Source organism: Streptomyces virginiae (assembly GCF_000720455.1).
Lineage (GTDB): Bacteria > Actinomycetota > Actinomycetes > Streptomycetales > Streptomycetaceae > Streptomyces > Streptomyces virginiae.
Genome location: NZ_JOAK01000002.1, coordinates 90,532 through 109,228, shown reverse-complemented (window position 1 = coordinate 109,228; position 18,697 = coordinate 90,532). Strand labels below are relative to the sequence as shown.

Genomic DNA, 18,697 nt, shown 5'->3' with positions numbered 1-18,697 from the left:
GGCCTGTAGGGCAAGGGGTGCAGCTGCCGCGGCGAGGGTCACTGGAGGGCGGATGACGTCGGTGGACCGTTCACCCGAAGAGGCACCCCGAGAGGCGACCGGGGAGGGCCTCGGAGAGGGGCTCGGGGAGGCGCCGCCCGGGGAACGGGCCGCGCGGCGGACCGAACGCCGGGCCGGCCAGGGATCCGCCGTCCTGCGGTGGCTGTCGACCACCGACCACAAGGTGATCGGCAACCTCTACCTGGTGACCGCCTTCGGCTTCTTCCTCTTCGCCGGCGTGCTGGCCATGGTCATGCGGGCCGAACTCGCCCGCCCCGGGCTCCAGATCGTCTCGAACCAGCAGTACAACGAGCTGTTCACCATCCACGCCACGATCATGATGCTGCTGTTCGCGACACCGACCTTCACCGGCTTCGCCAACGCGATCATGCCGTTGCAGATCGGCGCGCCCGACGTCGCCTTCCCCCGGCTGAACGCCTTCACCTACTGGGTGTACCTCTTCGGCGGCCTGCTGGTCGTCTCCGGGTTCCTCACCGCGGACGGGGCGGCCGCCTTCGGCTGGTTCGCGTACGCGCCGCTGAACGGCGCCCCGTACAGCCCCGGTACGGGACCCGACCTGTGGGCCATGGGGCTCGCCGTCTCCGGTCTGAGCACGATCCTCGGGGCCGTCAACTTCATCACCACCATCATCTGCCTGCGCGCGCCCGGCATGACCCTGTTCCGCATGCCGATCTTCACCTGGAACGTCCTCTTCACCTCGATCCTGGCGCTCCTGGCCTTTCCCGTCCTCACGGCCGCGCTGCTCGTCCTGGAGGCGGACAGGAAGTTCGGCGCGGTCGTCTTCGACGCGGCCAACGGCGGCGCGCTGCTGTGGCAGCACCTGTTCTGGTTCTTCGGGCACCCGGAGGTCTACATCGTGGCCCTGCCGTTCTTCGGCGTGGTCAGTGAGATCGTGCCCGTCTTCAGCCGCAAGCCGATGTTCGGCTACGTGTCCCTCATCGGGGCGACGATCGCCATCACGGGCCTGTCCGCCACCGTGTGGGCGCACCACATGTTCGCGACGGGGGCCGTCCTGCTGCCCTTCTTCTCCCTGCTGTCGTTCCTGATCGCCGTGCCGACCGGGGTGAAGTTCTTCAACTGGATCGGCACGATGTGGAAGGGGTCGCTCTCCTTCGAGACGCCGATGCTGTGGTCCGTCGGCTTCCTCGTCACCTTCCTCCTCGGCGGGCTGACGGGCGTGCTCGTGGCGTCACCGCCGCTGGACTTCCACCTGACGGACAGCTACTTCGTCGTCGCCCACCTCCACTACGTCCTCTTCGGCACCATCGTCTTCGCGACCTTCGGCGGCCTCTACTTCTGGTGGCCCAAGCTCACCGGCCGGATGCTGGACGAACGGCTCGGCCGGATCCACTTCTGGACGCTCTTCATCGGCTTCCAGACCACCTTCCTGGTCCAACACTGGCTCGGCGAGGCGGGGATGCCGCGCCGGTACGCCAACTACCTGGCCGCCGACGGGTTCACGCTCCTCAACACGGTCTCCACCATCGGCTCCTTCCTGCTCGGCCTGTCCACGCTGCCCTTCCTCCTCAACGTCTGGCGCACCCGCCGGTACGGGCCGCCGGTCACCGTGGACGACCCCTGGGGCTGGGGCCGCTCCCTGGAATGGGCGACGAGTTGTCCGCCGCCCCGGCACAACTTCCATTCCCTGCCGCGCATCCGCTCCGAATCCCCCGCCTTCGACCTGCACCACCCGGAGGTGCCCCGTGAAAGCTGAGGCCTGGCTCTTCACCGGCACGGCCCTGTTCTTCGGCGCGACCACGGCCGTCTACTGGTGGTTCTCCCGGGAGCCCGCGGGCACCGCGGCCCTCTGCGTGTCCTTCGTGATGGCGAGCCTGGTCGCCGCCTACCTCTGGCGCCAGTACCGGCGCGGCGGGGCCCGCCCGGAGGACCGCGGCGGGGCGGAGATCCGGGAGGCGGGCGGCCGGCGGGGCTTCTTCCCCGCCCGCAGCCACTTCCCCGCGCTGACGGCCGCCGGCACCGCGCTGATCGGCCTGGGCGTGGTCCAGGGCCTGTGGCTGTGCCTCATCGGTTTCGGCGTACTGCTGCCGGGCGTCGTCGGGTTCGCCTTCCAGAACCTCGGCCACGAGGACTGACGCCGCTCACCGCCGCCCCGGGCCCTCCCGCCGGTCCGGGCCCGCGGTGACGTCGGCGACCTTACGGCGCTCCCGCGCGCTCGCCGGGTACGGGTACGACACCTGGTCGCGGTAGTACCAGCGGCTGACGGCCACCCGCACCCTGACCACCCCGGTCCGCAGCCGCCCGGCCCCCGCTCCGGCCCCGGCCCCCGCCCCGGCCGCGTCCTCGTACACCAGGGGTCGCGGCCGCTCCCGTACGAGGACGGCGTACCGCTCGCGCGGCGCGAGGGCCCGGTGCTCCGGATGGAAGCCGCCGTCGGCCCGCTGGCGGACCATGCCGGACGCCTCCCCCGCCGTCAGCAGGTGCACCTCGCGGGACTGGAGGGCCAGGCACACCCGCCTGGTCAGCCAGAAGACGCCGGCCGGCACCACGAAGAAACCGGCGCGCAGCCCCCAGGTCAGAGCGGGCAGGGGCAGGTCGAAGACGAAGGCGAGGACGTCCTGGGCCCCGGCGAGGAGCAGTACGGCGTAGCAGGAGAGCGCCGCCGCGCCCAGGGCCGTGCGGACCGGCCGGTCGCGCGGGCGGTCGCACAGGTGCCGCTCCCCCGCCCCCGCGGTGATCCAGCGCTCGAAGAAGGGATAGGCGTAGAGCGCCGCGAACAGCGCACCGGGCAGGAGGACGGCCGTCAGCAGCGGGTTCCACATGATCGTGTGCCCCCACAGCCGGGTCTCCACCCCGGGCATCAGCCGCAGGGCCCCCTCCAGGAAGCCCACGTACCAGTCGGGCTGCGCACCCGTGGAGACCACGTCGGCGCGGTAGGGGCCGTAGGTCCAGATCGGGTTGATCTGGGCGAGTGCCCCGAGCGCGGCCAGCACCCCGAAGACGACGAGGAACAGCCCGCCGGACTTGGCCACGTACTGGGGGTAGAAGGGCAGGCCGACGACGTTGCGGCCGGTCCTGCCCGGGCCCGGCCACTGGGTGTGCTTCAGGGCGAAGACGAGCAGGAGGTGCACGGTGATCAGGCCCAGCAACAGGCCGGGGACCAGCAGGATGTGCACCGGATAGAGCCGGGGCACGATGTCGTCGCCGGGATACTCGCCGCCGAAGACCAGGAGGCTCAGGTACGTGCCGACGACCGGCACCGACAGCATGATCCCCTGGGCGATGCGCAGTCCCGTTCCCGACAGCAGGTCGTCGGGGAGGGAGTACCCGGCGAAGCCCTCGACCAGGGCCAGTACGAACAGCGTCACGCCCACCAGCCAGTTCAGCTCTCGGGGGCGGCGGAAGGCGCCGGTGAGGAACACCCGCAGCAGGTGCGCCCCGATGGCGGCCAGGAAGAGCAGCGCCGCCCAGTGGTGGATCTGCCGGATCAGCAGCCCGCCGCGCACGTCGAAGCTGATCTCCAGGGTGGTGAGGTAGGCCTGCGACATGAGGACGCCGCGCAGCGGCTCGTAGGAACCGCGGTACGGGGTCTCGCTCATCGAGGGGTCGAAGAAGAGGGCGAGGTAGGTGCCGGTCAGCAGCAGCACCACGAAGCTGTAGAGCGCCAGCTCGCCCAGGAGGAAGGACCAGTGGTCGGGGAAGACCTTGCGCACCACCGCGCGGGCCGCCTCCCCCAGGGGGAGCCGCGCGTCCAGGGCCTCGGCCCCGCGGGACACCGCTCGCCGCGGCCCTCCTCGCGTTCCCCGCTTCGGACCCGGCACCGGCACGCACCTCCTGTCCGCCCCCATTTAACACAAAGCTACCCAAACCGACTCTCCGTCATCAACGAAAGACACGGGGACGGACCGACTTGCGGGAAGCTGCGGCGTGGGGTTGCGTCGGTGGAGGGGGTGCGTGGCTTTCCGTCTCCCCTCGGGCTGGGGGTGAACCCCGTGTACTTCACCGACCGCGCTGACGCCGGCGAGCAGCTCGCCGAAGCCCTCCGCCCTCTGGAGGGCGAGCACCCCGTCGTACTGGGCCTGCCCCGCGGCGGCGTCCCGGTGGCCTTCCCCGTGGCGCGGGCCCTCGGCGCACCGCTCGACGTGATCGTGGTCCGCAAGCTCGGTGTGCCGTCCCACCGTGAACTCGGTTTCGGCGCCATCGGCGAGGGCGGCGTCCGGGTCATCAGCGAGGACATCGTCCGCATCGGCCGGGTCACGCGCGAGGACCTGGCGGCGGTCGAGCACGCCGAGGAGGCGGAGCTCGCCCGGCAGGCCCGCAGGTTCCGCGGCGACCGGCCCCGGGTGGCCCTCGGCGGCCGGACGGTGATCGTGGTGGACGACGGGATCGCCACCGGCGCCACGGCCGCCGCCGCGTGCGAGGTCGTACGGGCTCAGGGCGCGGCCCGGGTGGTGCTGGCCGTCCCGGTGGCGCCGCCCGACGCGGTCGCCCGGCTGCGCGGCGCGGCCGACGAGGTGGTGTGCCTCTCCGCGCCGCCCGCCTTCCGGGCCGTCGGCGAGTGGTACCGGGACTTCTCCCAGACCCCCGACGAGGAGGTCGTCTCCCTGCTGGCCAGGGCGGCGTCCGGCCCCGCGCCCGGGCGGGCCGCCCCGCGGGCCGTTGCCGTCGAGGTGGACGCCGGCGGCCTGCCCCTGGCCGGGGACCTGGCGCTGCCGGAGGGCGCCGGGGCAGTCGTGATGTTCGCCCACGGCTCCGGCAGCAGCCGCCGCAGCCCGCGCAACCGGGCCGTCGCGGCGGAGCTGAACCGGGCGGGCCTGGGCACCCTCCTCTTCGACCTGCTGACGCCCGCCGAGGAGGCCGACCGGGCCAACGTCTTCGACATCGAGGCCCTGGCCGGACGGCTCACGGACGCCACCGCCTGGCTGCGCCGGCGCGCTCTCCTCCCGATCGGCTACTTCGGCGCGAGCACCGGGGCCGCGGCCGCGCTGTGGGCCGCGGCCGCCGCCGACGCGGACGTCGGCGCCGTGGTGTCACGCGGCGGCCGGCCCGATCTCGCCGGTGCCCGGCTGGCCGACGTACGGGCCCCCACCCTGCTCGTCGTCGGCGGCGACGACACCACCGTGCTCGATCTCAACCGCCGGGCGCAGCGGGAGCTGCGCTGCGAGAACCGGCTGGAGGTCGTCGAGGGAGCCACCCACCTCTTCGAGGAGGCCGGCGCCCTGGAGGAGGTGGCCGCCCTGGCCCGCGCCTGGTTCGCCCGGCACCTGGAGCCCTAGGACGCGGCAACGAGGTGCCGCCCGGGTCGGGGCGCGCGACGATGGGGGGATGGAGCAGGCGTCCGTGGGGGATGTCAGCGGCCCGGCGCGCATCGCCCCGGCCGGCGAGGGCATCGGCCAGGAGGAGTTGGCGCTCGCGGCCCGCAACCACGGCCTGCCGCTGGAGGCCCTGCGCTACGAGGTGACCCCGCCCGGGCTGCACTACGTCCTGGTCCACTACGACATCCCCGCCACCGACGCGGACGGCTGGACCCTGACCGTGGGCGGCCGGGTCCGTAGGCCGCTGTCGCTGGACCTCGACGCCCTGCGCGCGTTCCCCGCCGTCACCCACCGCGTCACCATGGAGTGCGCGGGCAACGGGCGGGCGCGCCTGTCGCCCCGGCCGGTGAGCCAGCCGTGGCTGGTCGAGGCGGTGGGCACCGCCGACTGGACCGGGGTCCCGCTGGGCCTCGTCCTGGAGGGGGCCGGGGTGCGGCCCGACGCCGTCGAAGCCGTGTTCACCGGAGCCGACCACGGTGTGGAGCGGGGCGTGGAGCAGGACTACCGGCGCAGCCTGCCGCTGCCGTACGCGACCGGGGGCGACAGCGGCGTACTGATCGCCTACGCCATGAACGGGCTGCCCCTGCCGCCGCAGCACGGCTGTCCGCTGCGGCTGGTCGTCCCCGGCTGGTACGGCATGGCGCACGTCAAATGGCTGCGTGACATCACCCTCGTCGACGCGCCGTTCACCGGGTTCCAGCAGTCCGTGGCGTACCGCTACCGGCGGTCCGTCGACGATCCGGACGATCCCGGCGAGCCGGTCACCCGGATGGCACCGCGCGCCCTGATGGCCCCGCCGGGCTTCCCCGACTTCATGTCGCGCACCCGCGTCGTGCGCCCCGGCCCCGTACGGCTGCACGGGCGGGCGTGGTCCGGTCACGGGGCCGTCGCCCGGGTGGAGGTGAGCGCCGACGACGGCCTGACCCGGATCCCGGCCGAGGTGGCCCCGCCGCAGCGGCACCCGTGGGCCTGGCAGGCCTGGAGCTGTTCATGGACGGCCACGCCGGGCCTGCACACCCTCACCGTCCGCGCCACGGACGCCGAGGGCCGCGCCCAGCCCCTCGAACAGCCGTGGAACCGCGGCGGTTTCGGCAACAACGAGGTCCAGCGGGTGGCCGTGCTCTGCCTGTGATCTTCGCGGACACGGCCGGGACACCGCCTGGGAGATCAGGAAATGCCGAGGAGCCTGACCGCCTGGTAGTACGTCCACGCGGTGCCGTCGCACGAGCGCTTGCGGCTGCCCGTGTAGCGGGCGCACACGCGCTTCAGGTCGGCGTGGAACGCCTCGTCGAGCCGGGCCTTGGCGGCCGGGAACAGCCCTGCCGCCCGGTGGTTGCGGTAGCCGAAGTCGTGGCGGGCGCAGGCCGCCGCGAAGGGGAAGCCGAAGGGGTTGTCCGGGGAGGTGGTGCACTGGTCGGTCGACCAGTCGAAGCCGTACGCGGCCCAGGCGGCGCGGTGCTCGCGCGCATCGGCCCAGGCGTCGTAACTGGCGGCGCCGGGCTGGGTCCAGCGGCTCAGCACCTGCGGCTTGTCGGCCGGGACCTCGGGCGCTGCCCAGGCCGCGGGGGCGAGGGCGAGCACCGCGGTTGCGGTGGCGGTGGCGAGGGCGGGGAGGAGGCGGCGACGGCGCATGGGGGGTCCTCGGGAGCCGGACGGACGGTCACCCGGCCAACGGCGCGGAGCGCCACCCGGTTACTGCGCGTGGCCCGGCCGTGCCCGTGCACCCCCTGGGTATGAGGCCGTATGAGACCTTCGGCCAATGCGCGGTTCGTTCTGAGGAGGGACGCGCGAGGCGGTCGTCCCGGCCGAGACTGGGAGGCATGAACCGCCGCCCGCTCGTCATCGCCGCCGCCACCGTGGGAGTCCTCGCCACCGCCGCCTTCGCCCTGCCCAACCTGCCGCCCAACCCCGTGACGGACACGATCGACCACCGGGTGTACAAGGAGAAGGGCAAGCGCTTCGCCACCGCGGCCGACGCCCCGGCGCGCGCGGGAGCGGCGTTCGCGCTGCCCTCCTGGATACCCAAGGACGCCACCGACGTCCGCATACGGGTGCGCACCACCGGGAAGGCCCGGCTGATCCGGTTCGACCTCGGCAAGACCCCGCTGGACGGCCCGCGGTGCACGGCGGGCACGCCGAAGCAGCAGGACGCGCCGGACCTGCACGCCAAGTGGTGGCCGCGCGCCGTGCGGGCCGAAGTCCGCACCGAGTGCCGGGACTTCCACCAGTACCAGGTCGCGGTGCGGGGCAAGCGGGTCTACGCCTGGACCGACGGCACCCCGTCCCCGCGCGCCCAGGGCTGATCGCGCGGCCGGTTCACCGGCGCGTCCGCCCACCTGCACACGGTGCGACGCCCGTGCCCGTGCCCGTGCCCGTGCCCTAGGGAGTGTCGCGCAGGGCCGCGGCGGTGGCCTCGGCGAAGGCCTGCGGATTGTCCAGCATGATGTTGTGCCCGCAGTCGGGGACGGACACCACGGTGACGCCCGCGGCCCGGAGGGCGTCGGCGCCGGGGAGCGGGCCGTCGGCCTCGGGGAGCAGGAGGGCGCACGGGATCTTCAACTCCAGCAGCAGCTCGCGCATGGTGGGGTCGGTGCCCGCCGCGAGGTGGACGGCGCTGCGGTACAGGGCCGTACGGCCCGCCAGCCGCATCGTGGACCACCAGTGCGCGCCGGCCCTGTCGCGCACCTCTGCCCAGCCGCCGGCCAGGAACTCCTCCTCGGTGTAGGAGGCGATCCCGCTGCTCCCGGGGGCGACGGGGCGGGGCGCCACGGGATCCAGGTTGGCGTCGACGAGCACGAGCCGGGACACCAGGTGGGGATGACGGTCGGCCAGCACGATGGCCACGGCTCCGCCCATGCTGTGGGCGATCAGCTCGGCGCCCTGCACACCGGCGTCGGTGAGGGCGGCCGCCAGCGCGTCGGCGTGCTCTTCGAGGGTGTAGCCGAACTCCTCGGGGCGGTCGCTGTGTCCGTGGCCCAGCAGATCGACCAGCAGGGAACGCCGCCCCGCCAGCAGCGGGTGCGTGGCGACGGCCGCGAAGTAGGCGGGCGAGGTGGCCCCCAGGCCGTGCACGTACACCCGGGCCGGCTCCTCGCCCGGCAGCTCGACCCAGCGGATCCGGTCGCCCTCCGGCGTGACCACGGCGTCCCTCACGGCGTTCCCCCTCGTCCCTCAAGTCTTCGACGACCCGGACAGGTTAGTCAGCGTCGCGTACGGCCCGTCGGGAGTTTTCGGGCCGCCCGCCACGCCGTACCCGGCTTCGCCCCGCCATCGGCCGCGCGCGCATTATCGTGACCGCCATGGACATCCGCCGGGCCCTCACACCCGCCGAGCTCTCGGCCGCCGAGTCCCTCTTCGACGGGCCCGCCCGCGAGGAGTGGTCCGAGCGCTTCCTCGCCGCCCCCGGGCACCTGATGCTCATCGCGTACGTCGACGGCGTCCCCGCCGGGATGGTCTCCGGCATCGAGATGGTCCACCCCGACAAGGGGACGGAGATGTGCCTCTACGAGCTGTCCGTGGACGAGGGCTACCGGCGCCGCGGGATCGGCCGCGCCCTGACCCTGGCCCTCGCCGACGAGGCGAAGGCGCGCGGCTGCTACGGCATGTGGGTGGGCGTCGACACCGACAACGAGGCCGCCCTGGCCACCTACGACGCCGCCGGGGCCCGCGACGAGGGCGTGTTCTCGATGCGCGGCTGGCCGATCGGTTCCTGAACCGTCCGGCCCACCCGCCGGGCCGGGTCCGGCGGTACCCCGCCCGGCGGCGTGTCGTGCGGCCACTCGGCGCACCCTCCGCGCGCCCGTAGGGCCGCTCGCCGAGCATCGGCCGCATGACCCCATTCGCCCCGCTGTTCCCCGCCGCCGCGCTGCTGGCGGCGGCCGCCACGGCCGTCGCCCCACTACCGGACACCACCGCCGCCACCGCGACCGCCGACGACCCCGTCTCCCCGTACGTCGTCGTCCTCAAGGACACCGCCTCGCGCGCCCCGGCCCGCGCCCTGGCCGCCGAAGCCGCGGAGTCGGGGGACGAGGTCGGTCCCGTCTACGAGGCCGCCCTCGACGGCTTCGCCGTCCGCACCACCGCGGCGCGGGCCGCCGCCCTGGCCGCCGACCCCCGGGTGGCCTCGGTGGAAGCGGACACGGTCTTCCACATCACCGGAGCCGGAGCGGGGACCGAAACCCCCACCGGCGCCGGCTCCGAGGGCACCGCCTTGCTGCCGCAGAGCCCCGCGCCCTGGTCGCTGGACCGGATCGACCAGCGCGAGCTCCCGCTCGACGGCTCGTACACGTACGCCACGAAGGCCGGGGGCGTCACCGTCTACATCCTCGACACCGGGATCAACACCCGCCACCAGGAGTTCGGCGGCCGCGCCCGGGCCGGGCACAGCGCGGTGTTCCTGGAGGGCTCCCGGGACTGCAACGGCCACGGCACGCACGTCGCGGGGACCGTGGGCGGGGAGACGTACGGGGTCGCCAAGGGGGTCTCCCTCGTCTCCGTGAAGGTGGCCGACTGCCGCGGCGACGGGCGCCTGTCGGGCATGCTCAAGGGTCTCGACTGGGTGGTGAAGGACGCCGCCCGCACCCCGGCCTCCCCGGCCGTGGCGAACATGAGCATGGGCGGCAGCCGCAGCCGCGCCCTCGACGCCGCCGTGCTGCGGATCGTGTCCTCCGGGATCACCTTCGTCGCGGCCGCCGGCAACGACGGCAGGAACGCCTGCGGCGGATCCCCGGCCTCCGTCCCGCAGGCCGTCACCGTCGGCGCGACGGACGCCGCGGACCGCCGTGCGCCGTTCTCCAACCACGGCTCCTGCGTGGACCTGTTCGCGCCGGGCGTGGCCGTCACCTCCGCCCGGAAGGACTCCACCACCGGCACGGCCCGCTCCTCCGGCACCTCGATGGCCGCCCCGCACGTGGCGGGGGCCGCCGCGCTGCTCCTGGCCGGCGGTACGGTGCGCACCCCGGCGCAGGTGTCCGACGCGCTGGTGCGCGGCGCCGTGGCCGGCCGGATCACCGGGCTTCCGGCCGGCACGCCGAACCTGCTGCTGCACGTGCCCGGCACCACCATCCCCACCGGCACCGCCCGCCCGTCGTGAACACGGCCGGAGAACGCCGAAGAAGGCCGGATCAGGCCTGTACCGACGGCCCGACCGGCCGGCGCCGCTCCCACCCCGACCGGTCGGTATCCGGCGGGCCATCAGCCCCTCCCTGATGGCCCATCAATTTCTGTGTGCTTCGCGCGAAAGCAAGTCATTGACTTCTCATCACCGTGACGCGTCAATATCGGCCACCGCACCGGCTCGGCCTCCCCCACACAGCGGGTGGGGGGAGGGTTCGTCATGACGAAGGAGTCGCGACCCAGTGAGTACGAGAACGCATCGACGCAGAGTGCTGGCAGGGGCGGGGGCCCTGTCGCTGGCCCTCACCGGCGCAGTGGCGGGCCTGGCGGGCCCCGCGCAGGCCGCGACCAAGACCACGGCCGTCTTCGAGAACTGCGACGCACCGGCGCCGCAGCCGGACGGCTCGGGCAACCAGAACTGGACGGTCACGCTGCCCGACGGCGCCAAGGCGGGCGACGTCGTCCCGATCACGATCGACCCGGGTGCGAGCCCGCTGATCCCCTCGTTCTCCGTCACGACGGTGAACACCTCCAAGATCACCCTCAAGGTCGGCGCCACCACGCAGGTGGTCACCAGCCCGCCGGAGACCGTGTCCGTCGTGGCCGGGCAGCCGCTCGACCCCAAGGCCTTCTCCGGCACCATCAAGATCCCGGACGGCACCGAGGGCACGACCGTCCAGGTCGCCCTCGACCTCGCGGTGACGGACGCGGACCTCTCCGGTTCGGTGTTCACCACCACCTGTACCCCGGCCCCCCGCCCGAGCGCCTCGCTCGGCTCGGTCGCGGTCGAGGCCCTGCCCAAGGACCCCGTCACCACGAAGCTGACGCCCAACAGCGGCCCGGCGGGCACCGCCGTCGTGGTCAACGGCGCCAACTTCCCGGCGGGTCCGGTCACCTGCTCCGCCCTGCTCGCCGGGGCTGCGACCGGTGACACCGGCACCGGCACCGCGGACGCCTCCGGCGCCGCCACCTGCAACATCACGGTCACCAAGAAGGCCGACACGATCAAGATCGACGGTTCGATCACCCCGTACAAGGCCTTCGTCTTCCTGGAGGAGCAGGCCGGCGTGAAGAACCCGGTCGACGTCGAGGTCCTTCCCGGACCGCTGGCCCTGGGGCCGAAGGACGGCCAGCCGGCCGTCAGCTTCGGCGCGGTCACCCTCAACGGCAAGGCCCAGTCGGTGGTCGGCGTCTTCAACGCCGCGACCGTCCAGGACTTCCGCGGCGGCTCGCTCGGCTGGGACGTGACGGCGACGCGTACGCCGTTCCTGAACCAGACCACCGGGCACTCGATGGCGAAGGCGCAGATCGGCATCCAGCCGTCCTGCACCGTGACCAACCCGGACAGCCCGAGCACCTGCACCGCGGGCACGCCCGGCGCGATCTCCGACGTCCCGATGAAGGTGGCCTCACAGGCCGCCGGGGGTGACGAGCTGACCGGCGGTGAGTTCGCCGTCGGGGGCGCCGGGATGATCCAGCTCCCGCCCTTCATGTTCGCCGACACCTACCAGACGGTCGTCACCTTCTCGATCGCCTGACCCGCACGACCGCACGGCCGCTCCGTCAGGGTGGTGCGGCGCTCCGGCGCCGCGCCACCCCTTCCCCTTTCCGCGCCGACTGGAGACCGCCCATGCGCACCCGCAGCAGTACGCGTAGCCGCACCCGCACCTCCCTGTACGGTCTGCTCCTCGGCCTGCTGGCGCTGTGCGCGGGCCTGCTGCCGGCCGGCCCGGCGACGGCCGCGGACAACGGCACGTGGGGGGTGTTCCCGACGCCCGCCGCCGGCGCCGCCATGACCGATCGCGCGTACTTCTTCCACCAGGGCGCGGCCGGGACCACCCTCACCGACAGCGTGACGGTCCTGAACTCCTCCGACCGGGAACTGACGTTCCAGGTCTTCGCCACCGACGCCGTGAACACCCCGGCCGGCGGCGCGTTCGCGCTGCTGCCGGTGGAGACGAAGCCGAAGGACGTCGGCGCGTGGATCGCGCTGGACCCGGAGGCGGCGGGCACCGTCACCGTGCCGGCCAAGGGGCGCAAGGACATCCCCTTCACCGTGAAGGTCCCGGCGGACGCGACGCCCGGTGACCACGTGGGCGGGATCGTGGCCCTGGGCACCGCCGTGGAGGGCGTGCAGCAGGACGGCAAGGTCCAGGTCGGGGTGAAGCGTTCGGTGGGCGCCCGGCTGTACTTCCGGGTGCCGGGGCCCGTCACTCCCGGGCTGAGCGTGGAGGACGTGCGGGTCAGCCGGTCCGCCCCGCTGCTGCCCTGGGTGAAGGACGCCCGCGCCACCGTCCGTTACGCGCTGGTCAACCGGGGCAACCTGGTGGTCGAGCCCAAGGTGGCGATCTCCGCCCAGGGACTGTTCGGGCGCCGGGTGCTGGACCGGCCGGGACGTGAACTGAAGCTGACCCTGCTTCCGGGCCAGCGGATCGAGCTGACCGAACCGTGGCCGGACGCACCCCAGTCGGACTGGGTGACCGTCAGGATCACGGCGGGCGCGGCGGCCCACCCCGATCTCGTCTCCCGGTCCGAGACCGACTTCGTCGCCGTGCCCTGGCCCGCCGTGGGTCTGCTGCTGGTGCTGGCGGGCGCGGGCGTCACCGTGTGGGTGCTGCGCCGGCGCCGTCGCGCCGAGAGCGAACAGGAGGAATCCGTCCTGGACTTGGCTGGAAGGCGCTGACCGGCGAGGGTGTCCCCCAGTGACGGTATTCGGCCATCACCGGCTCAAGGGGGGACACCTGTGAGGGAACGACAGCACGGCGACGCGGCCAAGGGCACGGGACTGCTGACCCGCATCGAGCGTGCCCTGGGCACCGGCACCGCCGCCTACCTGCCGGGCGACGGCTGGATCCGCCTCACCCTCCCGCTCGACGACGGCGGCCCGGCCCCCGTCACCGTGGACGTGATCGCGGACACGGCGCGGGCACCTCGGGGGATCGTGTACCTGCTGCCCGGCGGCGGCCTGAACTTCGCGGCGGAGTTCTTCACCCCGGGCGGCCGGGGCGACCACAACCTCGCCCACGAGCTGCGCCGCCGGGGCCTGCTCGTCGTCGGGGTCACCCCGCGCGAGGACGCCGCCGCGGCGGCCGACGTCCGCGCCGAGTGGGGGCTGGAGTCGCACCGCCGGGACCTGGCCGGGGTGGTGGGCGCGCTGGATCACGTACTGGGGCTGCCGTACCAGTACGCGGGGCACTCGGCCGGGGCGGCCCTGGCGCTGGACGCGGCCTCTCACGACGCCTCGCCGCGGCTGCGCCGGGTCCTGGCCCTGGACACGACCGGTCCGTACACCGGGGACCTCGCGCTGCGGGCGGCCGACACCCGGGACGCGTACGCCACCCGGCTCGCGCAGGGCGTCCCCTTCGTCGATCCGGGACTCGCGGCCGTGATCGCCAAGGCGGTGGCCGATCCGGACGGTGTCTCCCCGGCGCCCTGGCCGCCGGACCCGGCACTGCGCTTCACCCACGCCGGGCTCGCCCACTTCGCGCTGATCCGCACGGCCGCGCTGCCGGGCCCGGCGAACTGGATCTACACCCGGGGCCACGGCGCCGGGACCTACACCTTCGGCGCCACCCCCGCCGAGGACCGCTTCGCGCTGACGCACACCCCGGTGGCCACCTGGCACGCCGCCACCTCGGCCCTCGGCAGCGGACTCCTGCCGGCCGCCCTGATGCGGGATCTCGCCGCGGTCTGGGCGGGCGACGACGCCACGTACGAGATCGCCTGGGAGCGCATCACGGCGGAGGTGGTCTGGGTCAACACCGAGCTGGGCCGCGGCGACCACCCGCGTGGCGCGGAGCTGATCCGCGCGGGCGGCAACGAGCACGTCTCCTTCACCGTGGTCCCGGGCTACGGCCACGGCGACGCGGTCTGGGCCACCGCGGCCGCCTCGGACGTATGGTCGCGCTTCTGACCCCTCCCCGGAACGGAACCCGCCCCCCGCGGTGAGGCTGCGGGGGGCGGTTCGGTCCTGCGGGGCTGGGTCAGTGGTTGCGGGGGAAGCCCAGGTCCACGCCGGCGGGGGCGTCCGACGGGTCCGGCCAGCGGGTCGTCACGACCTTGCCGCGAGTGTAGAAGTGGATGCCGTCGTTGCCGTAGATGTGGTGGTCGCCGAAGAGGGAGTCCTTCCAGCCGCCGAAGGAGTGGTAGCCCACCGGCACCGGGATCGGGACGTTGACGCCGACCATGCCCGCCTCGATCTCCAGCTGGAAGCGGCGGGCGGCGCCGCCGTCGCGGGTGAAGATCGCGGTGCCGTTGCCGAAGGGCGAGGCGTTGATGAGGGCCACGCCCTCCTCGTAGGTCTCCGTGCGCAGGACGCACAGCACCGGGCCGAAGATCTCGTCGCGGTAGGCGTCGGAGTCGGTGCGCACGTTGTCCAGCAGCGACAGCCCGATCCAGTGGCCGTTCTCGTTGCCCTCGACCGTGTACCCGGTGCCGTCCAGCACCACGTCGGCGCCCTGGGCGGCCGCGCCCTTGACGTAGGAGGCGACCTTGTCGCGGTGGGCGGCCGTGATCAGCGGGCCCATCTCGGAGGTCGGGTCGTTGCCGGGGCCGATCTTGATCTTCTCGGCGCGCTCGCGGATCTTGTCGACCAGTACGTCGGCGATGGAGCCGACGGCCACGACGGCGGAGATCGCCATGCAGCGCTCACCGGCCGAGCCGTAGGCGGCGGAGACCGCCGCGTCGGCGGCCGCGTCCAGGTCGGCGTCGGGCAGGACCAGCATGTGGTTCTTGGCGCCGCCGAGCGCCTGTACGCGCTTGCCGTTGGCGGAGGCGGTGGTGTGGATGTGGCGGGCGATCGGGGTGGAGCCGACGAAGGAGACGGCCGCGATGTCGGGGTGGGCGAGCAGCGCGTCGACGGCGACCTTGTCGCCGTGGACCACGTTGAGCACGCCCGCCGGCAGGCCGGCCTCGGTCATCAGCTCGGCCAGCTTGTTGGACGCCGACGGGTCCTTCTCGCTCGGCTTGAGGACGAAGGTGTTGCCGCAGGCGATGGCCAGCGGGAACATCCACATCGGGACCATCGCCGGGAAGTTGAAGGGCGTGATGCCCGCGACGACGCCCAGCGGCTGGCGGATCGCGGACACGTCGACCCGGTTGGACACCGACGTCGACAGCTCGCCCTTGAGCTGCGTGGTGATGCCGCAGGCCAGCTCGACGATTTCCAGGCCGCGGGCGACCTCGCCCAGCGCGTCCGAGTGGACCTTGCCGTGCTCGGCGGTGATCAGCTCGGCGACGGCGTCACGGTTGGCGTCGAGCAGGGCCCGGTAGGCGAAGAGCACCTTGGTGCGGGCGGCCAGCGAGGACTGGCCCCAGGACAGGAAGGCCTCCTTCGCGACCTGTACCGCGGCGTCGACCTCCTCGGCCGACGCGAGCGCGACCTGCGTGGTGACCTCGCCGGTGGCCGGGTCGGTGACCGGGCCGTAGTTGCCCGACGCGCCCTCGACGGTCTTGCCACCGATCCAGTGGTTGACGGTCTTCATGCCTATTGCTCCTTCACAGATGGCGACGTCGCTGCGCGGCTTGCCGGTCGTACTCTTCACGGGCCTGGGACGCCGCCTTGCGGGTCGCGGTCTCGGCCACAGGAACATCCCACCACGCCTGTGCCGGGGGTGGGCCCGACACAGTGTCGGGCGTTCGGGTCTGTACGTAGACACATGTGGGACGCGTCGCCGAGCGGGCCTCGGCGAGGGCTTCCCGCAGGTCACGTACGGTGCGGGCGCGGATCACGGCCATTCCGAGGGAGGCCGCGTTGGCCGCGAGGTCCACCGGAAGGGGGTCCCCGGTGTACGTGCCGTCGGCCGCCCGGAAGCGGTAGGCAGTGCCGAAGCCCTCGGCGCCCACCGCCCCGGAGAGGCCGCCGATGGAGGCGTAGCCGTGGTTGTCCAGGACGACCACCCTGATCGGGACGCCCTCCTGGACGGCCGTGACGATCTCGGTCGGGTTCATCAGGTACGTCCCGTCGCCGACCAGCGCCCACACGGGCCGGCCGGGCGCGGCGAGCGCGACCCCGATGGCGGCGGGGATCTCGTAGCCCATGCAGGAGTACCCGTACTCCACGTGGTACTGGTCCGCGGACCGGGCCCGCCACAGCTTGTGCAGGTCGCCGGGGAGCGAGCCGGCGGCGTTGACCAGGATGTCGGTGGCGTCGACGAGAGCGTCGAGGAGCCCGAGCACCTGGGCCTGGGTGGGCGGGAGCTCCTCGTCGGGCGCGGACACGGCGTACGCCCGGTCGACGACGGCGTCCCAGCGGGCGGCCCCCTGCCGGTACGCCGTCTCGTACGCGGCGTCCACACGGTGGCCGGCCAGCGCCTCCCGGAGTTCGTCGAGCGCCTCTCGGGCGTCGGCGACCAGGGGGCGGGCGGCGAGCTTGTGGGCGTCGTACGGGTCCAGGTTGAGGCCGACGAACCGGACGGCCGGATTCTGGAACAGGGTCGCCGAGGCGGTGGTGAAGTCGCTGAGCCGGGTCCCGGCGGCGAGGACCACGTCGGCCTCGCGGGCCAGGGCGTCGGCGGTGGCCGTGCCGGTGTGGCCGATCCCGCCGACGTCGGCGGGATGGCCGTACGGGAGCACGCCCTTGCCCGCCTGCGTGACGGCGACCGGGATCCCGGTGGCCTCGGCCAGGGCGGCGAGGGCGGCCTGCGCCCCGCTGTGCCGGATTCCGCCGCCGGCGACGATCAGGGGACGCGCGGAGCCCCGCACGGCGTCCGCGGCGGCGGCGAGCTCGGCGCGGTCGGGCCGCGGCCGGCGTACGCGCCAGACCCGCTCGGCGAAGAACTCCTCGGGCCATTCGTACGCCTCCGCCTGCACGTCCTGCGGCAGCGCGAGGGTGACGGCGCCGGTCTGCACCGGGTCGGTGAGCACGCGTACGGCCTGCAGGGCGGCCGGGACCAGGGCCTCGGGGCGGGTGATCCGGTCGAAGTGGCGGGAGACGGGCCGCAGGGCGTCGTTGACGGAGACGTCTGCGGCGTACGGGACCTCCAGCTGCTGGAGGACCGGATCGGCGGGCCGGGTGGCGAAGGTGTCCCCGGGCAGCAGGAGCACCGGGATCCGGTTGATCGTGGCGAGGGCGGCGCCGGTGACGAGGTTGGTGGCGCCCGGGCCGATCGAGGTGGTGACGGCGTGCGTGGACAGCCGGCCGCTCTGGCGGGCGTACCCGACGGCGGCGTGCACCATGGCCTGCTCGTTGCGGCCCTGGAGGAAGGGCATGGCGTCGGGGCCGGATTCCAGCAGGGCCTGGCCGATCCCGGCGACGTTCCCGTGGCCGAAGATCCCCCAGGTGGCGGCGACCAGCCGCCGGCGGCGGCCGTCGCGCTCGGTGTACTGCGCGGCGAGGAAGCGTACGAGCGCCTGGGCGACGGTGAGCCTCATCGGTGGTCCTCCGCTCCTGCTCGGGGGAAGGGCAGCCGGGGGTCGACGTCCTGCCCCTCCCAGCTGCCGCGGATCCAGCCGTGGTCGGGGTGGTCGCGGATCAGCCACTGCCTGGGCCCGCCGGTGTCCGGTCCGGCCATCACGTTCAGGTAGTACATGTCGTGGCCGGGGGCGGCCATGGACGGACCGTGCCAGCCGTCCGGGATCAGCACGGCGTCGCCGGTCCGCACCTCGGTCAGGATGTCGGTCTTCCCCGCCGGGGAGGGCGTGACGCGCTGGTACCCGAGGCCGGGGGTGTCCCCGTGCGGGGCGATCTCGTAGTAGTAGATCTCCTCCAGGCGGGACTCCTCGCCGGGGCGGTGCTCGTCGTGCTTGTGCGGGGGGTACGAGGACCAGTTCCCGCCGGGGGTGAGGACCTCGACGGCGATCAGCCGGTCGCACTCGAAGCCGGTGGGGCCCGCGGCGGCGAAGTTGTTGACCTGGCGCGAGCACCGGTCCGCGCCGCGCAGCTCGACGGCCACGGCCTCGGCGGGGCCGTACCGCGGGGGCAGCCTCGTCGCACACTGCGCACCGGCCAGGGCGAACCGGCCGCCTGCGGCGGAGGCCACTTCCACGTGCGCGTCGCGCGGCACGTACGCGAAGTCGGTGACGCCCTGGAACACCCCTGCCCGTCCCCGCAGTTCGAAGACGTGCGGCTCCGCTGCGGGGGCGCTGCCCCCGAACCCCCGCGCCTCAAACGCCGGCGAGGCTGGATCGCAACGGACCTCGCAGCCGCCCGACAGCGGGAGCACGATCCATTCGCACTCCCCCGAAGGGAACGCGTACGTCTCGCCCGGCTGCAGGGCCAGCACCCGCAGCCGCGTCCACTCCATCGCCCA

Annotated in this window: 16 protein-coding genes; 10 read left to right on the top strand and 6 right to left on the bottom strand. The window is 73.7% G+C overall.

Annotated features, from left to right (window positions below):
- Positions 1-52: 52 nt before the first annotated feature.
- Both ctaD and ctaF read left to right on the top strand, forming a co-directional pair.
- On the top strand, positions 53-1,774 hold the full coding sequence (ctaD, locus tag IG86_RS0103505; protein WP_107051831.1) for an aa3-type cytochrome oxidase subunit I: 1,722 nt from the start codon (positions 53-55) through the stop codon (positions 1,772-1,774).
- Positions 1,764-2,153, top strand: a complete 390-nt coding sequence (gene ctaF, locus IG86_RS0103500) for an aa3-type cytochrome oxidase subunit IV (RefSeq protein WP_030819054.1) — start codon at positions 1,764-1,766, stop codon at positions 2,151-2,153. The genes ctaD and ctaF overlap by 11 nt, the downstream gene beginning before the upstream one ends.
- 6 nt (positions 2,154-2,159) lie before the next feature.
- Here the strand turns inward: ctaF and qcrB are convergent, their stop codons facing one another.
- Entirely contained in the window at positions 2,160-3,866 is a 1,707-nt protein-coding gene (gene qcrB / locus IG86_RS0103495; protein ID WP_030894595.1) for a cytochrome bc1 complex cytochrome b subunit, read from the bottom strand.
- A 144-nt stretch (positions 3,867-4,010) separates the two neighbouring features.
- Between qcrB and IG86_RS0103490 the strand changes: the two genes are divergently transcribed.
- Together IG86_RS0103490 and IG86_RS0103485 are read left to right on the top strand one after the other, a co-directional pair.
- On the top strand, positions 4,011-5,294 hold the full coding sequence (locus IG86_RS0103490) for a phosphoribosyltransferase family protein (protein WP_030894592.1): 1,284 nt from the start codon (positions 4,011-4,013) through the stop codon (positions 5,292-5,294).
- Between the two features lie 49 nt (positions 5,295-5,343).
- On the top strand, positions 5,344-6,465 hold the full coding sequence (locus IG86_RS0103485; RefSeq protein WP_030819048.1) for a sulfite oxidase: 1,122 nt from the start codon (positions 5,344-5,346) through the stop codon (positions 6,463-6,465).
- Between the two features lie 35 nt (positions 6,466-6,500).
- Here the strand turns inward: IG86_RS0103485 and IG86_RS0103480 are convergent, their stop codons facing one another.
- Positions 6,501-6,965: a phospholipase gene (locus tag IG86_RS0103480; RefSeq protein WP_030819045.1), complete on the bottom strand. Its 465-nt coding sequence runs from the start codon at positions 6,963-6,965 to the stop codon at positions 6,501-6,503.
- A gap of 188 nt (positions 6,966-7,153) precedes the next feature.
- On the opposite strand from IG86_RS0103480, the gene IG86_RS0103475 reads away from it, so the two are divergent.
- Positions 7,154-7,636 (top strand): hypothetical protein, encoded by a 483-nt coding sequence (locus IG86_RS0103475; RefSeq protein ID WP_030819043.1) that lies wholly within the window; start codon positions 7,154-7,156, stop codon positions 7,634-7,636.
- A gap of 76 nt (positions 7,637-7,712) precedes the next feature.
- Here IG86_RS0103475 and IG86_RS0103470 read toward each other — a convergent pair whose 3' ends face one another.
- Positions 7,713-8,486: an alpha/beta fold hydrolase gene (locus IG86_RS0103470; RefSeq protein ID WP_030894589.1), complete on the bottom strand. Its 774-nt coding sequence runs from the start codon at positions 8,484-8,486 to the stop codon at positions 7,713-7,715.
- A 146-nt stretch (positions 8,487-8,632) separates the two neighbouring features.
- Between IG86_RS0103470 and IG86_RS0103465 the strand changes: the two genes are divergently transcribed.
- The 5 genes from IG86_RS0103465 (at position 8,633) to IG86_RS0103445 (ending at position 14,361) form a co-directional block, all read left to right on the top strand.
- Complete coding sequence (locus IG86_RS0103465; protein WP_030819039.1) at positions 8,633-9,046, top strand: GNAT family N-acetyltransferase; 414 nt, start codon at positions 8,633-8,635, stop codon at positions 9,044-9,046.
- 116 nt (positions 9,047-9,162) lie between these two features.
- The gene (locus IG86_RS0103460) at positions 9,163-10,425 is read left to right on the top strand and encodes a S8 family peptidase (protein ID WP_244305766.1); all 1,263 of its coding nucleotides are present in this window, start codon (positions 9,163-9,165) and stop codon (positions 10,423-10,425) included.
- Positions 10,426-10,690: 265 nt separating this feature from the next.
- Positions 10,691-11,986, top strand: a complete 1,296-nt coding sequence (locus IG86_RS0103455) for a hypothetical protein (protein ID WP_244305765.1) — start codon at positions 10,691-10,693, stop codon at positions 11,984-11,986.
- A 92-nt stretch (positions 11,987-12,078) separates the two neighbouring features.
- Positions 12,079-13,131: a WxL protein peptidoglycan domain-containing protein gene (locus IG86_RS0103450; RefSeq protein ID WP_030894583.1), complete on the top strand. Its 1,053-nt coding sequence runs from the start codon at positions 12,079-12,081 to the stop codon at positions 13,129-13,131.
- 60 nt (positions 13,132-13,191) lie between these two features.
- Positions 13,192-14,361: a hypothetical protein gene (locus tag IG86_RS0103445; RefSeq protein ID WP_030894582.1), complete on the top strand. Its 1,170-nt coding sequence runs from the start codon at positions 13,192-13,194 to the stop codon at positions 14,359-14,361.
- 70 nt (positions 14,362-14,431) lie between these two features.
- Here IG86_RS0103445 and IG86_RS0103440 read toward each other — a convergent pair whose 3' ends face one another.
- The 3 genes from IG86_RS0103440 to iolB are packed head-to-tail and all read right to left on the bottom strand — an operon-like array spanning position 14,432 to position 18,691.
- Positions 14,432-15,931 (bottom strand): CoA-acylating methylmalonate-semialdehyde dehydrogenase, encoded by a 1,500-nt coding sequence (locus IG86_RS0103440; protein ID WP_030819029.1) that lies wholly within the window; start codon positions 15,929-15,931, stop codon positions 14,432-14,434.
- A 13-nt stretch (positions 15,932-15,944) separates the two neighbouring features.
- Entirely contained in the window at positions 15,945-17,819 is a 1,875-nt protein-coding gene (gene iolD / locus IG86_RS0103435; RefSeq protein ID WP_030894580.1) for a 3D-(3,5/4)-trihydroxycyclohexane-1,2-dione acylhydrolase (decyclizing), read from the bottom strand.
- Positions 17,816-18,691 (bottom strand): 5-deoxy-glucuronate isomerase, encoded by an 876-nt coding sequence (iolB, locus tag IG86_RS0103430; protein WP_037941854.1) that lies wholly within the window; start codon positions 18,689-18,691, stop codon positions 17,816-17,818. Before iolB ends, iolD begins: the two co-directional genes overlap by 4 nt.
- Between the last annotated feature and the right edge of the window lie 6 nt (positions 18,692-18,697).

Bases quoted from the DNA above. Each gene is read 5' to 3' on its own strand.
- IG86_RS0103460 (WP_244305766.1), top strand. From the start codon at position 9,163: ATGACCCCATTCGCCCCGCTGTTCCCCGCCGCCGCGCTGCTGGCGGCG.
- iolD (WP_030894580.1), bottom strand. From the start codon at position 17,819: ATGAGGCTCACCGTCGCCCAGGCGCTCGTACGCTTCCTCGCCGCGCAG.
- IG86_RS0103475 (WP_030819043.1), top strand. From the start codon at position 7,154: ATGAACCGCCGCCCGCTCGTCATCGCCGCCGCCACCGTGGGAGTCCTC.
- IG86_RS0103440 (WP_030819029.1), bottom strand. From the start codon at position 15,931: ATGAAGACCGTCAACCACTGGATCGGTGGCAAGACCGTCGAGGGCGCG.
- iolB (WP_037941854.1), bottom strand. From the start codon at position 18,691: ATGGAGTGGACGCGGCTGCGGGTGCTGGCCCTGCAGCCGGGCGAGACG.
- IG86_RS0103450 (WP_030894583.1), top strand. From the start codon at position 12,079: ATGCGCACCCGCAGCAGTACGCGTAGCCGCACCCGCACCTCCCTGTAC.
- qcrB (WP_030894595.1), bottom strand. From the start codon at position 3,866: ATGGGGGCGGACAGGAGGTGCGTGCCGGTGCCGGGTCCGAAGCGGGGA.
- IG86_RS0103480 (WP_030819045.1), bottom strand. From the start codon at position 6,965: ATGCGCCGTCGCCGCCTCCTCCCCGCCCTCGCCACCGCCACCGCAACC.
- ctaD (WP_107051831.1), top strand. From the start codon at position 53: ATGACGTCGGTGGACCGTTCACCCGAAGAGGCACCCCGAGAGGCGACC.
- IG86_RS0103485 (WP_030819048.1), top strand. From the start codon at position 5,344: ATGGAGCAGGCGTCCGTGGGGGATGTCAGCGGCCCGGCGCGCATCGCC.
- IG86_RS0103465 (WP_030819039.1), top strand. From the start codon at position 8,633: ATGGACATCCGCCGGGCCCTCACACCCGCCGAGCTCTCGGCCGCCGAG.